This window comes from Flavobacterium chilense, from assembly GCF_001602525.1.
GTDB lineage: Bacteria > Bacteroidota > Bacteroidia > Flavobacteriales > Flavobacteriaceae > Flavobacterium > Flavobacterium chilense.
Window position 1 is genome coordinate 1,105,596 of record NZ_LSYT01000001.1, and the last position, 19,049, is coordinate 1,124,644.

Genomic DNA, 19,049 nt, shown 5'->3' on the forward strand with positions numbered 1-19,049 from the left:
CTTTTTCTTTAGCATAAACCTTTGCACCTTTGAGCCTTTGTGGCTTTGAACCTTTAAAAATTATATCTTCGTAAACACCAAACCAACCGGCGAACACAATTCGATTCTTTTTCCGGTATCAGTGAGTTTTCCTGTGGTTTTGTCTCTTTTAAAGATTACAATATTATTGGTGTATTGATGTCCAACCAAAAGATAATTTCCTGTTGGGTCAATTGCAAAATCTCTTGGGCCTTTTCCTAAAGTACTTAATTGTTCAACCTGTTCGATTTTACCATCTTTAAGTATTTTATATACCGCAATTGAGTTAGCATCTACACGATCTGTTACATATAAAAAGCTACCGTCTGGCGAAATTTTAATCGCTGCAGCACCTGTTCCTCCTGTAAATCCTTTTGGTAAAATACTGATTTGGGCAATTATTTTTAAACTTCCTGATTTGTCATAACTAAAAGTAGTTAAAGTAGCATCTAATTCCTGAATCAGATATACAAATTTACCATCCTTACTAAAAGTCAAATGCCTTGGGCCGCTTCCTGCTTTTACATCAACCGTTTCTTTTAAAGTAAGAATTTCATGTTTCGAACCTGGATTGTATTTATAAATAAAAACTTTATCCTCTCCCAGATCATTCGATAAAACAAACTTTTTATCCGGAGAAAAAACAACCTGATGCACATGCGCTTTTTCCTGACGCGCTGCATTTGGACCTTTTCCTTCATGCTGAATTAACTGCTGTCCTTCGGTTATGCTTCCGTCAGCATTTTTCTTAAATACAGCAATGCTTCCACCAGAGTAATTAGCAATAATTACGTTTTTATCATCGTTGATCAAATGACACGGATCAGCTCCCAAAGAAGCGTTTGTATTTAATAATTTAAGTTTACCGTTAGCAGAATCATAAGAAAAGGCACTTACAGCACTTTGAGTTCCGTTTTCGTTTACAGCATAAACAAATTTATTATTTGCTGAAACTGACAAATAACTCGGACTCACCACATTTTCAGAAGAATTTTTCAGTTTAAATTCGCCTGTATTAGCATCGAATTCATATACATATATTCCTTTACTGTCACAAGTATTGGTATAGGTACCAACCAATAAATTAAACTTATTCTGTGCCTGCAAAGTATGTAATGCTAAAGCTGAAAAAAGCAGTATATATAATCTTTTCATAGTTTTTTATTTGTTTTTTGAATATGCTAAAATAAACAATAATATCTTTTCTAAACCTCTTTTTTGTTACAAAAGAAATTACAAAAGTTACATTTTTCAAACTTCTCACTCTCTAATTTAAACCATATAAGTATTGTAAGAGATTATAAGCAAGGCTTGATTCAGGCAAAAATTAAATGAACTTATATTACTTATATGGTTTGGCTAAAAATTTGTATTTTTGACCAGCATCTACAAAATGTAGTGAAATAAATCTAAACCAGAATGCATTTTAAACATCCCGAAATTCTATACTTTCTGTTTTTGTTGATTGTTCCAATTTTGGTTCATTTATTTCAATTACGACGTTTTAAAACCTCTTTTTTTACTAATGTTCGTTTCTTAAAAGAACTTTCAATTCAAACCAGAAAAAGTTCAAAAATCAAAAAGCGTTTATTATTAGCTACGCGTTTACTTTTATTAACGTGTATTATTCTCGCTTTTGCCCAGCCTTTTTTTGAAGCCAAAGACAGCAAAAATGCTACTAACGAAATGTATATCATTCTCGACAATTCCTTCAGCATGCAGGCAAAAGGTAAAAAAGGCGAATTGCTAAAACGTGCTGTTCAGGAATTACTGGAAAACACTCCGGAAAACACACAATTTTCATTGTTAACCAACACCGAAAATTATTGGAACACAGATATAAAATCTTCAAAAAGTGCCTTGCAAAATCTACAATACAGCGCAACACCTTTTGAACTTCCGTCGATTATGGCAAAAATAAAAGCCCATAAGTCGGCTTATAAAAAAGATATTGTTATCATTACGGATGCTGTTGGTTTAAGCGAAAAAGACATTAAAAATATTGATACTGAAGAGAAACCTTATTTTATCATTCCGGAAGCTGAACAGAAGAACAACATTGCTATTGACAGCGTTTTTATAAATCAGACTTTAGAAAACTTCTATGAACTAAGTGTGAATTTATCGGCTTATGGAGAAGATTTCAAACCTGTCTCAATGGCTTTGTACAATCAAAACAAACTGATTGCCAAAACCATTATAAAATTTGATACCAGAAAAAAGAAAATCAACTTTACCATTCCTAAAGAAGCTTTTCACGGTTATGTTACTATTGAAGATAATGGTCTGACGTATGACAATAAACTTTATTTCAGTATTTCGAAAGCCAAAAAAACAAATGTTATTAGTATTGGAGAACCGGAAAAAAGTAATTTCCTGTCCCGAATTTACACTTCTGCTGAATTCAATTACAGCAACTACTCTATTAGTACTTTAGATTATAATAGCTTAGACAGACAAAATACCATTATTCTAAATGAATTAACCGAGGTTCCGCAAGCTTTGCAAACTACATTAAAAGCTTTTGTAGCTAAAGGCGGAAATCTGGTTGTGATTCCTTCTGAAAAAAGTTCTGTTTCAAATCTGAATGCTTTCCTGGGTAATTTTGGAAAAATTCAGTTTAAAAACCTGGAAAACAACAGCAAATTAATTACCAAAATAAATTTTGATCATCCTTTATTCTCAGGGGTTTTTGAGAACAAAATCACGAATTTCCAATACCCAAAAACAAACAGCTCATTTGCTATTTCCAGCCCATATCCGGCTGTTTTATCCTATGAAGATCAAAGTGTATTTGTAACTGCAATCCAGAATCCGGTTTCGGGAATTACTGTTTTTTCAGCCCCAATAAATACAACAAATTCAAACTTTCAGCAATCTCCTATAATTGTTCCGTTATTTTACAAAATGGGTCAAAACAACCAAAAAACAGGAGTAAATGCTTTGACTATTGGCAATAATCAGCCTTATTTTGTAGATGTATTATTAACCAAAGATGCAATTCTGGAAGTAAAAGGAAATGATGATTCATTTATTCCGATTCAGCAAATACTGAACAATAAAGTAAAACTAACTTTTAATGATTTTCCTGAAACAGCGGGAAATTATAGTATTTACGACAAAAAAGAATGGGTTGAAAACCTAAGTTTCAATTACAAAAGAAGCGAAAGTGATCTGAGTCAGGTTAACACCAATATTGTTTCAGATTTTAAAACTGCAGACACAATTTCAACCATATTTAACACGCTACAAACTGAGCGAACAGACAGTCAAATTTGGAAATGGTTTGTTATCTTTGCACTGTTATTTTTAGCATTAGAAATGGCAATTATAAAATTTGTAAAGTAATTATCCTGTTTACTTTTAAACATTTTACTTTTTACAAAAATCATTTTACGATTTAAGTACAAAATAAATTTCTCTACATATGAAAATAATCATCAGAAGCGCCAAAATTATCGATTCAAAAAGTCCGTTTCACAATCAGACCGTTGATCTTTTAATTGCAGATGGTTTAATAGAAAAAATAGGAACTTCAATTCTGGATATCGATGATTCAATTGAAGTAAAATTTGACAACTTACACCTTTCCAAGGGTTGGTTTGACAGTAGTGTTTCTCTGGGAGAGCCAGGTTATGAAGACAGAGAAACCATTGCAAACGGACTCAATGTTGCTGCAAAAAGCGGTTTTACTGCAATTGCTTTACAACCAAACTCCTTCCCTGTTATCGATAATCAGTCGCAGGTAAATTTTGTAAAAAATAAAGCAAATGGTTTTGCAACAGAACTTTTTCCTATTGGTGCTTTAACCAAAAACAGCGAAGGAAAAGATATGGCAGAATTATTTGACATGAAAAAATCCGGAGCAATAGCTTTTGGAGATTACAATAAAAGTATCGACAACGCTAATCTGTTAAAGATCGCTTTACAATATGTGCAGGATTTCGAAGGCTTAGTAATTACCTATGCACAAGATCCAAACATAAAAGGAAATGGTGTTGCTAATGAAGGTATCGTTTCAACAAAATTAGGTCTGAAAGGAATTCCGAATTTAGCCGAAGAATTACAAATATCCAGAAACTTATTTCTATTAGAATATACAGGAGGAAAACTTCATATTCCAACAATTTCCACAGCAAAATCGGTTGAATTAATAAAAGAAGCAAAAGCAAAAGGTTTACAGGTTACTTGCAGTGTTGCTGTACATCATCTGGTTTTAACAGATGAAAAACTGGAAGGTTTTGATACCCGTTTTAAAGTTACACCACCATTAAGAACTGAATCTGACAGAACTGCACTTATAAATGCAGTTTTAGACGGAACAATCGATACAATCACTTCAGATCATAATCCAATTGATATTGAATTCAAGAAAATGGAATTTGATACTGCTAAAAACGGAACGATTGGTTTAGAAAGTGCTTTTGGTGCCTTACTAACTGTTTTACCTCTTGAAACTGTAATCGATAAATTAACTTCTGGAAAAACGATTTTCGGAATTGAAAATGATACCATTTCAGAAGGTTCAAAAGCTAATCTGACTTTCTTTTCTCCAGAAGGAACTTCAACTTTTACAAAAGAAAACATTCTTTCAAAATCTAAAAATTCTGCCTTTTTAGGAACTGAAATTAAAGGTTCTGTTTACGGAATCTTAAATCAAAATCAACTTGTCACAAAATAATACAATGAAGAATACAATCGAAGAGGGAAAAGCAATTGCTATTACCAGTTATATTTTAATTATTGGAGTTTTAATCGCAATGTCTATGAACTCTGAAAATAAAAATAGTTTTGCTTCTTTTCACATCCGTCAGGCTTTAGGATTATCGCTTACTTTTATTTCTTTTGGCGCCATTATTAGCAATTTCGACAGCTTTTTTATCACTTTCCCCATGTGGATTTGTATTTCGATATTGTGGGCGTATGGAATTTTTAGTGCTATTCAGGGACAAACAAGACCAATTCCGTTGGTTGGAAATTTATTTCAAAAATGGTTTAAAAGCATTGGATAAATTAAATTTCAAACTTAAAAACTTTGACAAAGTAGAAAACTCATAATTCATAATTTACCATTAAAATGAATCTATCTTTAGAATATAAAATACAAGAACCAAAAGTTATCTTAGACAAAAATCCTGTTTTATTATTATTACACGGATATGGAAGTAACGAAGCTGATTTGTTTTCGTTTGCTACAGAACTTCCTGATCATTATTATATTATTTCGGCCAGAGCTCCTTATGATTTACAATATGGTGCTTATGCATGGTATGCCATAAATTTTGATGCAGATCAGAATAAATTTTCAGATAATGAACAGGCTAAAACCTCACGCGATTTAATTGCTGTTTTTGTAGATGAACTGGCAGCTAACTACCCAATTGACGCAAACAATGTAACTCTTATTGGTTTTAGCCAGGGCTCTATTTTGAGTTATGCGGTTGCCCTTTCTTACCCTGAAAAAATTCAGCGAGTAGTAGCAATGAGCGGCTATTTTAACGAAGAAATCATTAAAGAAGGTTACGAGAAGAACGACTTTAAAAACTTGAAAATATTCGCTTCCCACGGAACTGTCGATCAGGTTATTCCGATTGAATGGGCTAGAAAAACTCCTGCTATTTTAGAGAAATTAAATATTCCAGTAACTTATAAGGAATATCCTGTTGGCCATGGCGTTGCTCCGCAAAATTTCTTTGATTTTAAGAATTGGCTTTCGATGTAAAAAGTAAAATGTGAAAAGTAAGATGTATCTTTTTTATCATTTTACATCTTACTTTTCACATCTAACATTTACTCTCCTGTATAAATTATCTTCCCTGCTTTCTTTAGAACATAACCTTTCCAGGGAATTAATTGATAATCATCTTTAGTCCAGGAATCACCTTCGGATTTTCTTTCTAAAAGGATTGGCTCTTTTTGAGTATCCAGAAAAAGTTCAGCTTTATTTCCTTCGAAAATAACGTAAGCAACTGTCGAATATGTTTTTCCATCTTCGGCATGCGATAATTTCGTACCGATTTCAAAAAGACGTACACATTCTTTTTTAAGCGCAGACCAGGTATAACCGGCAGAAGCCTTGCATCCATGAACATCAGAATCGCCGCCAACAATTTCTTTTTTTGTTTCCTCTTTAGTGCCAACAGAATCCTGTGAAACTTTTTTGGCACATGAAAACGACAAACCAACAATAATCGAAAATAAAAATATCTTTTTCATAAATCCTATTTTTAAAAATTAGATAAAAAAAATAGAATTATAAAATTCTATTTTTGATACAACCAGGTTTGATTTACTTCAAAAGTAATCTTATCATCCTGATCTACAAAATATTTTAACAAAACTTCTCCCCATAATTCGCCATTACTGTAATCAGCAATGATCCATCTGTGGTTCAGAATTTTTATTTTATTGATGATAAATTTATTCGGGCCAATTTTATCTTGTCCTGTATAAGGATTTCCGTTTGGATTTGCATTAAAGTCCATTAACTTTTCGGTTACAACCGGAATCAGCTTTTCATATAAAATAACTTTTCCTCCAGAAGCACTATTATCGAAGTAGTTTTGTGCATTTTCATTATGTTCAAGAGAAAAATAATTAGCATCAGCCAATTGAGTTTTTACTAATTCAATACTGTCTCTTAGCTTTTTTGTGGTTTTATCATATCTTTCCTGCCCGAATTTTACTTCGCTACTATAAAACATATAAGTAAAAACATTCATTAATATCGCAAGGATAAAAAGATAAAGCATTAAGGATTTTTTCATTTTTATGGAATAATTAAATTGTAATTTCTAAGTTATCGTAAGCCAGGAATACATTTTGAGGCAGTTGTTTTTGTACCTCTTCATGAAAACCTAAAACATGGCTAATATGGGTTAAATAAGCAACTTCAGGTTTCACCAGATCAATAAAATCAAGTGCTTCCTGCAAATTAAAGTGTGTATCATGTGGTTCTAACCGTAGTGCATTTACCACCAAAACTTTAAGATTTTTTAGTTTTTCGACTTCTGCTTCATCAATCGTTTTAACATCTGTCAAATAAGCAAAATCATCAATTCGATAGCCAAAAACCTGTAAATCGCCATGCATAACGTTTATAGGAATAGCCATTTTGTCTCCAACAGCAAAAGATTCATTGTTGATGACTTCAATAGTCTTAACGCTTGGAGCGCCCGGATATTTGTTTACGGTTTCGAAAACATAATCAAAACGACGTTTCAAATTATCGATTACACGCTGATGTGCATAAACAGGAATTTCGCCCTGCCTGAAATTAAACGGACGAATATCATCCAAACCAGCCGTATGATCAGCATGTTCATGTGTAAACAAAATAGCATCAAGCTTTGTGCAGCCACAAGATAACATTTGCTGCCTGAAATCAGGGCCACAATCTATCACATAAGAGTGCTCACCCCAAGTGATCCAGATGGATACCCGAAGTCTTTTATCCTTAGCATCAGTGCTTTTACAAACTGGATGATCCACCCCGATTATCGGAATGCCCTGAGAAGTACCAGTACCTAAAAAATATACCTTCAATTGAACTTATTTTTTTTACAAAAATAGGATTATTTCTCTTTCATTAGAAGGCTAATTTACTAACTTTGTAACAAATCTATTTAAAATAAAATGGGTACAGAAATAAAACTCAAAGGTGACAAGGTCATCGAACAGATTCCTTCCATAAAAGACAAAGCGTTACGCATTAATTTAAACGAGAATATTTACGGAACATTTGCAGAAATTGGTGCCGGGCAAGAAACGGTTAGGCATTTTTTCAGATCCGGAGGTTCTTCAGGAACAATTGCAAAAGCAATGTCTGCCTATGACAAAGATTTTAGTGATGCTGTCTATGGTGTTGAAAGCGATGGTCGTTATGTAACCGAAGAGCGTTTAAAAAAAATGCTGACCCACGAAGGCCAGATCATTGAAGAGCGTTTAAGCAGAGAAAAACATCCTACCAAACTTTTCTTTAGTTATGCCAATACGGTTGCTACTATAGATTTTGCCAAACAATTTAAAGGTCACGGCTGGGTTGGAATTCGATACCAAATTGAACCTGACGAAGCTTACAACGAAATTATTCTGCACATTCGTTTTAAAGAAACGGATGCAAGACTACAACAAGAAACACTGGGAATTTTAGGAGTAAACTTAATTTACGGTGCTTTTTACAAATACAACGATCCAAAACGATTGCTTCGTTATTTATACGATCACTTAGACAAAGACCAACTCGAAATCGATACCATCAACTTCTCAGGACCACGTTTTGCTGATGTTGACAATCGTTTAATGAGTTTGCAACTGGTTAAAAACGGAATGACTGATGCTGTAATGTTTAACCCTGAAGGGAAAAACATTTTGCCTGCTGCTATTTTATACAAAAAGAACCTTCTTGCTTTAAGAGGAAGTTTTCGTCCGGTTACGAAAGTAAATATGGACATGTATGAGAAATCACTTAAAATGTTCCTTGAAGAAAATAAGGTCGAAAAAGACAATACTTTGGTGATTTTTGAAATTACACTTTCGAATTTACGTTCGGATGGTGAAATTGATGAACGTGATTTTATGGACAGAGCTGAATTACTTTGTTCTTTAGGTCAGACTGTAATGATCTCGAATTTTCAGGAATATTATAAAGTGGTTGAATATTTTGCTAATTATACCAAAGCCAGAATGGGATTGGCAATGGGTGTAAACAATTTAGTAGATATTTTTGATGAGAAATATTACCGTCATTTAAGTGGTGGAATTCTGGAAGCATTTGGAAAGTTATTCTACAGGGATATGAAAGTTTTCTTATATCCAATGCTGGACGATAATGGTGTTTTAATGAATTCAAACAACTTAAAAGTGCATCCGAGAATGAAAGAATTGTATAAATTCTTCAAATTCAACGGAAAAGTGGTTGACATTGCAGATTACGACCCGCATAACTTAGAGGTTTTCTCACGTGAAGTATTAAAAATGATCAATCAGGGAAAAACCGGCTGGGAACCAATGCTTCCTCCGGGTATTGCCGAAATTATAAAAGAGCACCATCTTTTTGGATATCATCCGCAAAAAGAACTGGAACAAAATGCTTAATAAAAAAGTCCCTTAATTGGGACTTTTTTTGTTTCAGGTTTGAACCGAATAAAATTTTACCGCAAAGTGCGCTAAGTTTTTAAAAGATTGCATTTACAATGCACAAAGTTCGCAAAGCTTTTATTGACATAGCTTTGCGAACTTTGTGTTTTTATAAAGTTTTCTCAGATCAAAAAAACTTAGCGCACTTTGCAGTAAAAATTACACACCTCAAAAGACAACATGAAACACAAAACTATTTCAAAATCTGCGCTGCGTGTTCTTTTGTTTTTACTTTTTCGATAACCTCATCGATGATTCCTTTTTCGTCTATTACAAAAGTGGTTCTGTGGATTCCGTCGTATTCTTTTCCCATGATTTTTTTTGGCCCCCAAACTCCAAATGCATTGATTACTGATTTGTCTTCGTCAGCCAATAACGGAAAAGGAAATTCATATTTATCTTTAAATTTTAACTGTGCTTTCTGACTATCGGCACTCACACCTAAAAGTTCATAATTATTGGCTTTAAAACGCTCAAAATTATCTCTCAAATCACATGCCTCTGCTGTACACCCTGGTGTGCTTGCTTTTGGATAAAAGAAAACTACTAATTTTTTTCCGGCATAATCTGCCAGTTTATGTGTTTTTCCATCCTGATCTATTCCTGAAAATTGAGGTGCTTTATCACCCGCCTTTAATGTTGTCATATTTTTATTTTAGATTGTTGATTATTGCTTTTAGATTCAATAGCAAAGATAACTTATAACTTATAATTCATTATTTTTACAGGATTAAAAATACGGAAATGAATAAAGAAGCTCGCGTACAATTTGTTATAAATACGTTAAAAGAACTCTACCCTACTATACCTGTCCCCTTAGACCATAAAGATCCTTATACTTTGTTGATTGCAGTTTTACTTTCGGCTCAATGTACGGATGTACGTGTAAACCAGATTACACCATTGCTTTTTGCAAAAGCGGATAATCCATATGATATGATTAAAATGTCTGTAGAAGAAATCAAAGAAATTATTCGTCCTTGTGGTTTATCACCAATGAAATCAAAAGGAATTTACGGTTTATCACACATTTTGATTGATAAACATAATGGTAAAGTTCCGGAAAGTTTTGAAGCTCTTGAAGAATTGCCTGCTGTTGGACACAAAACTGCCAGTGTGGTGATGTCTCAGGCATTTGGCGTTCCTGCTTTTCCGGTGGATACTCATATTCACAGATTGATGTACAGATGGAATCTTTCTAACGGAAAAAATGTAGCACAGACTGAAAAAGATGCTAAAAGATTATTTCCGAGAGAATTATGGAATGATCTTCACTTACAGATTATCTGGTACGGCCGTGAATATTCGCCTGCCAGAGGATGGAGCCTCGATAAAGATATCATTACAAAAACGATTGGTAAGAAATCAGTAATAGAAGAAGCTACTAAAAAGAAAGTTTAGTAGCTTCTTTATTGTTTTTACATGCTATTTTTTAGCGTATTATATTCACTTGTCATATTAAGTGATCTGTAGATTCCTAAAAGTGATTTTGTAGCGTTTTCGTTTTTAGGCTCTATATTTAATGCTTTTTTCAGATACGGTATGGCACTTTTTACGATTTCGTCTTTTTGACTATCCAGTTTATCATATTGCTCCATTTCTTTTGGACCGGTTCCTAAAGTGGCCATTAAATCCAGTAATTCTTTCTTAAACTGCATTTTAACATAAGCAAGGTTAATATAACAGGTAATGCAATTTTGATTGACCTGCAAAGCATCTTCATAATATTTTTCTGCGCTGCAATAATCGTTAGTCTCCATATAAGCAAAAGCCAGAGAAGTCAAAATTTCTTCTTTCTTTGATGGTGGATTTACATTTCTTGGCTTTTCATAAAGACCTTCCTGAATACTCGCTTCCCTTGCACTCATTGAGCTAAAGGCTTCCTCTACTTTTGTTTTTTTATTGGTAGCATAAAATATAACTACTTCACCTGTATAGTTCAGTCTTTTAAGTTCCTCAAAATATTTAATTGCAGATTTATACTCTTTGGCTGATAAAGCTGTTGATGCTGCATTGAAAAGGTTTGCAACATCTTTTTTATCAAACAGGTATACTTCGTAGCTCTTATCGGCACTTTCTTTAAACTTTCCGGCTTTATAATCATTATAAGCTCCGTCTACCAACTTGGATTTCATTTCTTTTAAAGCTAAACTGGCCTTAAAGGCATACTTATAAATCTGAGAATCATTTTCGTATAGCAATACATCCTGATAAGCACCTACTGCTAAAGCAAAATTAGCTGCTGCATCTATATTTTTGGTCGCTAAATCTTTGTAAACATTTCCTTTTGTAAAATAGAAGTCTGACTTAACATCAACCGGTGCATTTACGATGAGATATTCTATTTTTTTCAAAATCGCCAATGACTCCTGGACTTTCCCTTTACTATAATAAGACTGTGCTTCTTTTATTTCTTCTTTTTGAGCAAATGCTCCTACATTTATCAATAGCAGCAATGATAACATCTTAAGGTTCTTTTTCATTTTTTCAGTTAAGTTTGGTTGTTAAATAGATTATTGGGTACTATCGAGATATTTACTGCAGATACTGTTTTTAAAGAGTAAAAAAGATTAACTCTTATCTGGCATTAAGAATTAGTAAATTCTCATTATCTCTTAATATTCACTATAAGACATTAAGATGAACAACAAACAAAACAGATTTAAAGTAGTTTTTCTTCATAGATTATTTGGTTTTGGTTACACTATATTAATATTACTAATAATTAAATTTTTCCTATTATTGAAAGTTTTTTAATACATAAATCGCTTTTATATTTCAATTTCATTGAATAAAAAACTAGTTTTTAACTAAAAGAAAGCTAAATATAAAATAAAATTTTGATAATAAGTGAAAATATAGAATTTTAACAATACAATTATTTTTATCCTGTAAACTAATAAATTGTAAAGTTGATGTAAATGTATAGTAAGGCTTTAATATGAAAGAAAAAGTAAGATGCAAAAAAAACTCACTACTTGTATTTGCATACAAATAGTGAGCTTTTAACCAAAACGACCATTTGGTTTTTCTTTCAAATAAACATCCTACCGGATAGCGGGCTGTTTAATTAGCTATAATTTCAAAATCTTTATTTTCTATTTTCACAACAGTAAGTGCTTGTGAATAACTTAATAAAAAGGAAATAACTTCTTTTTTAGGTTTTAAGTTTTTTGAAGCTAATGCTTTTTTAGAGTAAATTTTCCCCATACTATCAAAATGTTTTATTATAGTATAACGGACTATTACTAAAAATAGTATTAGTTGGTTAAAATAATTTGATGTTTGTCTATTATTTTTCTCAAATTCATCAATGCATAACGCATTCTCCCTAAAGCAGTGTTAATGCTAACGCCTGTAATTTCTGAAATTTCCTTAAAACTCATATCCTGATACATGCGCATCACTAATACTTCTTTTTGATCTTCAGGAAGTTCTTCAATAATCTTTTTTAAATCGACTTCGACCTGATCAAAAATCATTTTATTTTCGATGGTTAAAGCATCATCAGACATGATAGAAAAAATCGAAAACTCTTCGGTTTCTCTATACATGGGCATTTTTTTGGTTTTACGAAAATGGTCTACAATTAAGTTGTGCGAAATACGCATAACCCAAGGCAGAAATTTACCTTCTTCATTGTATGAATTACTTTTAAGGGTTCTGATTACCTTTATGAAAGTGTCCTGAAAAATATCGTTTGAAATATCTCTATCAGCAATCTTTGAATATATAAATCCATATATCTTAGATTCGTGCCTCTTTATTAATGTCGAAAGAGCAAGTTCATTGCCATCGACATATTTTTTTACTAATAGAGCGTCTGGTGTATGCAGATCAGCCATAATACTACTTTTTTAGTTTCTATAATTTGGAGTTAATTTTCTAAAAAGTAGTTTTATTCTATAGGCTTATCCTGGGTTTGAGAGTTATGTTAATATTCTGATCAAATTTAACAAATTATTATTTTAAAAAGCAAACAAAATGAAGAATAATTAACAATAAATTGTTAATTATTGCAGGACAAACTTAAATTTGGTCGCAAAATAAGTAAATCACTCTTCATTTTTAACACATAAAATCAGATATAAACAACTAAAAACCAATAAATTGACCTGTTTATATCTGATTTCTGTATTCTTTTTTTAATTATTACTGATATACACGAACATAGTCAACATAATATTTTTGAGGCAATATAGTGTCATCTACATCAGGTCCTCCAAAATTTCCTCCTATTGCTAAATTCAGGATAATGTAAAATGGCTTGTCAAATGGCCAGGTATCTTCATTTTTATCTTCCGGATTAAAAGTATAAACTAACGTTTTATCTACAAAAAAATCGATTTTATCTTTTGTCCATTCAATCGCATAAACATGATATCCTTCTTCAATATTAGGAAATGCTGTTCGTTTTGTATTAATGGTATTACCATGGCTTGCCTGTGTATGTAATGTGGTATATACCATATGCGGATCTCTGCCAATATATTCTAAAATATCAATTTCTCCTGTTTTAGGCCATTTTACCTCATCAATATTGGCACCCAGCATCCAGAATGCCGGCCATAAACCATGACCTACAGGCAGTTTTGCTCTCGCTTCGATTCGGCCATATTTAAACTCTTTTTTACCTTTTGTTGTAATTTTAGTCGACGTATATTTAGTTCCCTCTTTTCTGGCTTCGATGATTAAGTTTCCATCTTTGATTACGTGATTTGTTTTGGTATAAATTTGTCTTTCATTATTACCATAACCACATAAATTGGGGCATCCGTCTCCCAATTCGAAATTCCAGAAGGTTTCGTTTATATCTTTTTTATTAAAATTTTCTTCCCACACTAATTTTCTTTTTTCCTGTTGTGCGAAACCAAACGTTGTAATCAATAATAGTATAATTACTTTTTGCATAATATGTGTTTAAAATTGCTAAAATTAAGAAGGTCAGCCGTAACACTGACCTTCTCATTGCATTACTAATTAATTTGTAATCTATTGATACACTCTAACATAATCGACCTCCATCGAAGATTGCGTAAAGGCTGGATCAATATTTCCGCCTAGATTACCTCCCATTGCGACATTTAAAATCAGGAAAAAGTCGCTATTAAAAGGCAAAGAACCATCGTTTGGAACGGAATGAATCTGAACATCGTCTACAAATGTGGTAACAGATGCCGGACTCCAGATCGCTTTATACACATGAAATTCTGTTGACACATTTGGTATTGTTTTAGAACCTGTATTTCCATTTCCGCCAGAATGTCCGGGATAATGAAGTGTGCTCAAAATAACATTCTGATTGTTTCCAACATGTTCCATTATATCAATTTCTCCACAAGCTGGCCATGGTTTTGTTGCATAATTTTGCCCTAGCATCCAGATTGCCGGCCATGTTCCTGCTCCGATTGGCAATTTAGCGCGTACTTCGATTTTTCCGTAAGTAAAACTAAATTTAGCATCTGTTTTAAGTCGTGCCGAAGAATAGTCTGCTCCGCCTGAAGCTTCTTTTTTGGCTGTAATTTTAAGATTACCTCCTTGTACAATTACGTTTGTTGCTGAGTTGGTATAATTTTGTTTTTCATTATTTCCCCAACCGTTGTCTCCTCTTCCTAAATCATAATTCCATTTTGTTGCATCTGGAGCTCCATCCGTATTAAACTCATCAGACCAAACCAGTTTTGTATAATCTGTTGTTGGAGTCTGAGTTGGAGGTGTAGTAGTAAAGATATGGTACCATGCTAATGCCGGGTTTCCTCCCATTACAGCTCTTACGACCATTCTGTTCGCTGTAATCGATAGAATTTCATATGAACTCTGTCCTATATAATACCCCATAAAACCTCCATCAGTAAAGTTCATCATTGTTCCTCTGGTTTGGGTTGCATGATTTGGATTTTTTGTTACCACAGATTCAGACGGACTTAATAATACTGTTTTCTTTCCTTTAGTATTATAGGTCAAACAAGAATCATCTGGCCCGCTTCCTCCACCTACACTTGCAAAAGCAGCATTGAAGAATGTAGCTCCACCATTATCCAATTCAAATTTAAGCTGATCTCCTTCTACAGAGAATGTCAGCACGTTTTGATATAAACAGCTGCTTGCAGGTGATCCGGCTTTTTCAAAAGCTCCGGCTGAGTAATAGTTAGGAAAGTAATTTTTGGTAGCATCACTATCATTTTGACCTACTCCCAAATGTCCAGGCTCAGAAGCTGACCAATACCATTTTTTAGAAGTTCCGCCTGTTAAAAATGCAACTGCTTCGTCGTCTCTAAAGTTACTTAGCACCTGAACTTCGATTGTGGTTGTACTGGCAACACCAGCTTTTCCTGTAGCGATTACAGTTACTACATACTTATTTACGCTTGTTTTGGTAAACCGTTTGGTATAAATTCCGCTTGGAGAATTTACACTTGAACCATCAGAAAACACATATTGATAAGATATTGCATTATCTGCAGTTGCTGTAAGTTTTACCATTCCTGATCCGTCACCATCTGGTGCAGTGGCTGTTTTACCGATAATTTCAGCCGTTACTTTAAAGTTTGTTGGCGCATTTATGTCTCCAAAACTATAATCGTCTTTTTGACAACTAATCGCCAGGAGAAATGCAAAAAGGAATACGAAGTATTTATTATATTTTTTCATTTTGATGTTTTTTATAAAATGTAAATTCACTTTAAATCATAAGATGTTACTTTCTATTTATGAAAATAAACATTATCGATATATATAGTATGTGCCCCACTTGGATTTCCGGAATAGATAAGCTGTGCTATATGCCCTCTGGTAGTTAATCCTGTAAAATCGCTTAAAGGAATATCCAGACTTACCCAGGTTCCTTTTGCCGGTGCGGTAAATTTAAGTTCATGTTCTTTGTCATCTCCGCCTCCATTATAAACGCCATTGGCACCAAAATCGACTAATTTTATTCTGAATTCTGTAAAATCTGCCGACCATACATCTACATGAAAATGTGTCATTCCTGTAGCATCAATTGTCGAAACCGGTTCGATACCCACAAAGTTCAAATCAGAATATTTTTTTACTGCATTTCCTGCTACCGAAGTTTCTTCTAATGTTGCTGCTGACCACTCTGTACGCCATGTTGCAATTGGTATGTTTGTATAAGCATCGCTAAACAAGGATATAACATCACTTGCTGGTTTTGTAGGCGTTGGAGCTGCTGTTGTTAAGGATTGTACATTTTTATAAAAATAAATATTATCTATAAAAACGTTTTTACCTGCAGGAGTTCCAACTAGTTTCAATTGAAAAATATCAGCTACTTTAAAATTTGTCTGACTGGTAAATGCCGAAATTGGAATATCAATACTGGTCCATTGATTTGCAGTCAGATCTTTAACTACTGGTCTTTCACCATTAGATTTACTGATTAATGAAGTTTCTAATTTGTCTAAATCTGCGGTCCAGACATCCATATGGATAAATTCCATGCCAGAAACATCAATTGTTACATTATCTGCTAATGCAATTCCCTGATAATTTAAGTTGGTATAATTCAGTATTTTATCTCCATTCAGATCAAACTCTGTATAACCTCCTGATTGTCCCCAATTTGGGTAGAAGTTTGTTCCGGCTATATTGGTATATTTTGAACTATAGATTGAAATAACATTTCCTGCTGCTCTGTTTGGTGGTGTTGGAGCTGAAGCACTTGGGCTCACTACAAGTATTGCGGTAAAATCCTGCTTACTTTCGGTAGTTTTTATTGCGGCACTTTTTGCTACTACTCTAATCGAATAAACACCGGCATCTTTATAAACATAAGAAACTGATTCGCCAATATTAGCCGAAACTGGTTCCGGTTTTCCGGTTTCTCCAAAATAAACATCATAAAACAAGGCAAAATCTGCAGTTGCTTTTACTGTTACTTTTTTAGAAACTGCCAGATCATTGGTAATCAATACTTTCAGGTTTTCTGGCGCTCTAAACGAGACTACTACTTCCTGATCAACTTCGGTTGTTTTTCCGTTTATTCCCATTGCTTTAATTTTGGCATGATAAACGCCTTCTTTGTAAACATGCGGAATGGTCACTCCGGGTGATACATTATTTGACTCCGCTGTTCCGTCTCCAAAATTGATTTTGAATTGGGTTACTCCTTCTCCTTTAGGTACAAAGGTTACATTACCTGTATTGTCTTGCGTCACAGTTACCAAAGCAGTTATATTGGTTGGCGCACTAATGCCATCTAAGTCAATATTACTGCTGTCATCGCCTGAACAACCTATAAGTATTGTTAAAACGAAAAGACTTATAATAAAATGTATTTTTTTCATATTAGATCATATTTGCTTTTATTGGAATATAAAATCGTCATGCTTCATTATGATTTAGAATCCTGACGATTTCATTATAGTTATTTTTAGTATCCAGGGTTTTGTTTCCAGTTTCCGTTTGCAAATTGAATTTCTTCAATTGGCAGCGGAAATAACTCGTTTTTGTTTGCTTTAAAACCTGGTATTTTTCCAACTGCTTTTCCGGTTCTTACTAAATCAAAGAAACGATGTCCTTCTCCAAAAAGCTCTACTCTTCTTTCTGCCAAAATAAAATCAGTAAGTGCAGCTCCTGAAGCAGCTATATCATGATTGGTATCTCCAAAAGCACGCCTTCTTACCTGATTTAAATAGGTTCTTGCTTTTGTATCATCAATTCCGCCTCTGTTATAAGCTTCTGCAGCCATTAATAAAACATCGGCATAACGAATAGCTCTGTAATTATTTGGATTGGTTAAGTTCAAATCTCCCTGTGCATTGGTACTTCTTTTTCTCGGAAGATATTTTCTGTTAAAATATCCGGTATCTTCATTTCCTTTCCCATAAGTCACTCCTTTTCCATCATTATAAGAAGTATTTGCTGCTGCCCAGGCTACAATATCGAGTATAGCCACATCTTTGCGTTTATCCCCAACTTCAAAAGCATCAGCACTTTCTTTTGTTGGAATATTAAAACTAAAACCTGATGTGAAAAGCGGTCCTGAATAATTTCTGATTCCGCTAAAACCTACTGCAACGTTTCCTTCACTACATTGCAGACATGTAAAACTTGCACCTTCAACATCAGTATACTGAACTTCAAAAACTGATTCTGATCCGTTTTCTCCATCCAATTCAAACATTGCATTATAATCTGTCTGTAATGAATATTTTCCGGAACTTATAACGGCATCAAGTGCTGTAGCAGCCTGAGCGTATTTATTTTGGTATAAATAAGCTTTTCCTAATAATGCCTGAGCAGCACCTTTTGTAACTCTTCCTTTTTGAGATGCTATTGGAGATAAATTAGCAGCAGCGTAAATTAAATCAGCTTCGATTGAAGCATAAACTTCTTCAACTGATGAACGCGGTATTGTTCTTTCATCTCCAATTTTAAATCTTGCATCTCCTTTCATCGGGATTCCACCAAACCATTTCACTAACTCAAACTGGTAATATGCTCTCAGAAAACGGGTTTCTGCAAGTAGCTGGTTTTTGCCCTCAAAATTGGTTTTATCTTTAAACTCAAGAATATAATTAGCTCTTTGAACTCCTGCAAACATCCAGTTCCAGATGTCTCTTAAATTACTGTTTACAGGTGTATGAATCATGTCGTCTACTTGTTGCCAGCCAATTACATCTGTTGGACTTTCTCCTCCTGCCAATGTATTGTCTGAAGCAATTTCTCCCAATATAACATTTGCATAAGATGACTGAAGTAAATCGTAAGCAGCAATTAATGCATTGTCGTAATCTGCTTTTGAATTAAAATAATTTTCAGAATCTATAGAATATTTTGGGGTTGGATCTACAAACTCATCTGAACAAGAAATACTTATTGTCGAGAATAGAGCTAGCGTTATAATGGTTGTAAATAAATATTTTTTCATT

At 33.5% G+C, this 19,049-nt stretch carries 18 protein-coding genes; 6 read left to right on the forward strand and 12 right to left on the reverse strand.

Annotated elements, in window-relative coordinates; all coding sequences use genetic code 11:
* Positions 1-60: 60 nt before the first annotated feature.
* A complete protein-coding gene (locus tag A4F88_RS04620; protein ID WP_068841328.1) occupies positions 61-1,173 on the reverse strand; it encodes a lactonase family protein in 1,113 nt (370 codons plus the stop codon).
* A 264-nt stretch (positions 1,174-1,437) separates the two neighbouring features.
* Here A4F88_RS04620 and A4F88_RS04625 point away from each other — a divergent pair, with 264 nt between their 5' ends.
* The 4 genes from A4F88_RS04625 to A4F88_RS04640 all read left to right on the forward strand — a co-directional run bounded on the left by A4F88_RS04625 (position 1,438) and on the right by A4F88_RS04640 (position 5,740).
* A complete protein-coding gene (locus A4F88_RS04625) occupies positions 1,438-3,366 on the forward strand; it encodes a vWA domain-containing protein (protein ID WP_068841329.1) in 1,929 nt (642 codons plus the stop codon).
* Positions 3,367-3,445: 79 nt separating this feature from the next.
* The gene (locus tag A4F88_RS04630) at positions 3,446-4,699 is read left to right on the forward strand and encodes a dihydroorotase (RefSeq protein WP_068841330.1); all 1,254 of its coding nucleotides are present in this window, start codon (positions 3,446-3,448) and stop codon (positions 4,697-4,699) included.
* A gap of 4 nt (positions 4,700-4,703) precedes the next feature.
* Positions 4,704-5,030 carry a hypothetical protein gene (locus A4F88_RS04635; protein ID WP_068841480.1) on the forward strand — a complete coding sequence of 109 codons (327 nt, stop codon included), beginning with the start codon at positions 4,704-4,706 and terminating at the stop codon, positions 5,028-5,030.
* Positions 5,031-5,095: 65 nt separating this feature from the next.
* Positions 5,096-5,740: an alpha/beta hydrolase gene (locus A4F88_RS04640; protein WP_068841331.1), complete on the forward strand. Its 645-nt coding sequence runs from the start codon at positions 5,096-5,098 to the stop codon at positions 5,738-5,740.
* A 68-nt stretch (positions 5,741-5,808) separates the two neighbouring features.
* Here the strand turns inward: A4F88_RS04640 and A4F88_RS04645 are convergent, their stop codons facing one another.
* Genes A4F88_RS04645 through A4F88_RS04655 form a run of 3 tightly spaced genes read right to left on the reverse strand, consistent with a single transcriptional unit; the run spans position 5,809 to position 7,563 of the window.
* On the reverse strand, positions 5,809-6,234 hold the full coding sequence (locus A4F88_RS04645; protein ID WP_068841332.1) for a hypothetical protein: 426 nt from the start codon (positions 6,232-6,234) through the stop codon (positions 5,809-5,811).
* Positions 6,235-6,281: 47 nt separating this feature from the next.
* A complete protein-coding gene (locus A4F88_RS04650; RefSeq protein ID WP_068841333.1) occupies positions 6,282-6,785 on the reverse strand; it encodes a hypothetical protein in 504 nt (167 codons plus the stop codon).
* 13 nt (positions 6,786-6,798) lie between these two features.
* Entirely contained in the window at positions 6,799-7,563 is a 765-nt protein-coding gene (locus A4F88_RS04655; protein WP_068841334.1) for an MBL fold metallo-hydrolase, read from the reverse strand.
* A 90-nt stretch (positions 7,564-7,653) separates the two neighbouring features.
* On the opposite strand from A4F88_RS04655, the gene A4F88_RS04660 reads away from it, so the two are divergent.
* Positions 7,654-9,114: a TonB-dependent receptor gene (locus A4F88_RS04660; protein WP_068841335.1), complete on the forward strand. Its 1,461-nt coding sequence runs from the start codon at positions 7,654-7,656 to the stop codon at positions 9,112-9,114.
* A 235-nt stretch (positions 9,115-9,349) separates the two neighbouring features.
* Here A4F88_RS04660 and bcp read toward each other — a convergent pair whose 3' ends face one another.
* On the reverse strand, positions 9,350-9,802 hold the full coding sequence (bcp, locus tag A4F88_RS04665; RefSeq protein ID WP_068841336.1) for a thioredoxin-dependent thiol peroxidase: 453 nt from the start codon (positions 9,800-9,802) through the stop codon (positions 9,350-9,352).
* A 98-nt stretch (positions 9,803-9,900) separates the two neighbouring features.
* Between bcp and A4F88_RS04670 the strand changes: the two genes are divergently transcribed.
* Positions 9,901-10,557, forward strand: a complete 657-nt coding sequence (locus tag A4F88_RS04670; protein WP_068841337.1) for an endonuclease III domain-containing protein — start codon at positions 9,901-9,903, stop codon at positions 10,555-10,557.
* Positions 10,558-10,574: 17 nt separating this feature from the next.
* Here the strand turns inward: A4F88_RS04670 and A4F88_RS04675 are convergent, their stop codons facing one another.
* The 7 genes from A4F88_RS04675 to A4F88_RS04700 all read right to left on the reverse strand — a co-directional run bounded on the left by A4F88_RS04675 (position 10,575) and on the right by A4F88_RS04700 (position 19,048).
* Positions 10,575-11,639, reverse strand: a complete 1,065-nt coding sequence (locus A4F88_RS04675; RefSeq protein ID WP_068841338.1) for a tetratricopeptide repeat protein — start codon at positions 11,637-11,639, stop codon at positions 10,575-10,577.
* A gap of 583 nt (positions 11,640-12,222) precedes the next feature.
* Positions 12,223-12,366 (reverse strand): hypothetical protein, encoded by a 144-nt coding sequence (locus tag A4F88_RS25605; RefSeq protein WP_167349254.1) that lies wholly within the window; start codon positions 12,364-12,366, stop codon positions 12,223-12,225.
* A 50-nt stretch (positions 12,367-12,416) separates the two neighbouring features.
* The gene (locus A4F88_RS04680; RefSeq protein ID WP_068841339.1) at positions 12,417-13,001 is read right to left on the reverse strand and encodes an RNA polymerase sigma factor; all 585 of its coding nucleotides are present in this window, start codon (positions 12,999-13,001) and stop codon (positions 12,417-12,419) included.
* Between the two features lie 307 nt (positions 13,002-13,308).
* Entirely contained in the window at positions 13,309-14,067 is a 759-nt protein-coding gene (locus A4F88_RS04685; protein ID WP_068841340.1) for a glycoside hydrolase family 16 protein, read from the reverse strand.
* A gap of 81 nt (positions 14,068-14,148) precedes the next feature.
* A complete protein-coding gene (locus tag A4F88_RS04690) occupies positions 14,149-15,807 on the reverse strand; it encodes a glycoside hydrolase family 16 protein (RefSeq protein WP_068841341.1) in 1,659 nt (552 codons plus the stop codon).
* Positions 15,808-15,860: 53 nt separating this feature from the next.
* On the reverse strand, positions 15,861-17,462 hold the full coding sequence (locus A4F88_RS04695; RefSeq protein ID WP_245179027.1) for a hypothetical protein: 1,602 nt from the start codon (positions 17,460-17,462) through the stop codon (positions 15,861-15,863).
* Positions 17,463-17,548: 86 nt separating this feature from the next.
* Positions 17,549-19,048, reverse strand: coding sequence for a RagB/SusD family nutrient uptake outer membrane protein (locus A4F88_RS04700; RefSeq protein WP_068841342.1), 1,500 nt, complete (start codon positions 19,046-19,048; stop codon positions 17,549-17,551).
* Position 19,049 lies beyond the last annotated feature (1 nt).

What these genes read in the sequence shown, in the direction of transcription:
- A4F88_RS04620 (WP_068841328.1), bottom strand. Translation starts at nt 1,173, where the DNA reads ATGAAAAGATTATATATACTGCTTTTTTCAGCTTTAGCATTACATACT.
- A4F88_RS04625 (WP_068841329.1), top strand. Translation starts at nt 1,438, where the DNA reads ATGCATTTTAAACATCCCGAAATTCTATACTTTCTGTTTTTGTTGATT.
- A4F88_RS04630 (WP_068841330.1), top strand. Translation starts at nt 3,446, where the DNA reads ATGAAAATAATCATCAGAAGCGCCAAAATTATCGATTCAAAAAGTCCG.
- A4F88_RS04635 (WP_068841480.1), top strand. Translation starts at nt 4,704, where the DNA reads ATGAAGAATACAATCGAAGAGGGAAAAGCAATTGCTATTACCAGTTAT.
- A4F88_RS04640 (WP_068841331.1), top strand. Translation starts at nt 5,096, where the DNA reads ATGAATCTATCTTTAGAATATAAAATACAAGAACCAAAAGTTATCTTA.
- A4F88_RS04645 (WP_068841332.1), bottom strand. Translation starts at nt 6,234, where the DNA reads ATGAAAAAGATATTTTTATTTTCGATTATTGTTGGTTTGTCGTTTTCA.
- A4F88_RS04650 (WP_068841333.1), bottom strand. Translation starts at nt 6,785, where the DNA reads ATGAAAAAATCCTTAATGCTTTATCTTTTTATCCTTGCGATATTAATG.
- A4F88_RS04660 (WP_068841335.1), top strand. Translation starts at nt 7,654, where the DNA reads ATGGGTACAGAAATAAAACTCAAAGGTGACAAGGTCATCGAACAGATT.
- bcp (WP_068841336.1), bottom strand. Translation starts at nt 9,802, where the DNA reads ATGACAACATTAAAGGCGGGTGATAAAGCACCTCAATTTTCAGGAATA.
- A4F88_RS04670 (WP_068841337.1), top strand. Translation starts at nt 9,901, where the DNA reads ATGAATAAAGAAGCTCGCGTACAATTTGTTATAAATACGTTAAAAGAA.
- A4F88_RS04675 (WP_068841338.1), bottom strand. Translation starts at nt 11,639, where the DNA reads ATGAAAAAGAACCTTAAGATGTTATCATTGCTGCTATTGATAAATGTA.
- A4F88_RS25605 (WP_167349254.1), bottom strand. Translation starts at nt 12,366, where the DNA reads ATGGGGAAAATTTACTCTAAAAAAGCATTAGCTTCAAAAAACTTAAAA.
- A4F88_RS04680 (WP_068841339.1), bottom strand. Translation starts at nt 13,001, where the DNA reads ATGGCTGATCTGCATACACCAGACGCTCTATTAGTAAAAAAATATGTC.
- A4F88_RS04685 (WP_068841340.1), bottom strand. Translation starts at nt 14,067, where the DNA reads ATGCAAAAAGTAATTATACTATTATTGATTACAACGTTTGGTTTCGCA.
- A4F88_RS04690 (WP_068841341.1), bottom strand. Translation starts at nt 15,807, where the DNA reads ATGAAAAAATATAATAAATACTTCGTATTCCTTTTTGCATTTCTCCTG.
- A4F88_RS04695 (WP_245179027.1), bottom strand. Translation starts at nt 17,462, where the DNA reads ATGAAAAAAATACATTTTATTATAAGTCTTTTCGTTTTAACAATACTT.
- A4F88_RS04700 (WP_068841342.1), bottom strand. Translation starts at nt 19,048, where the DNA reads ATGAAAAAATATTTATTTACAACCATTATAACGCTAGCTCTATTCTCG.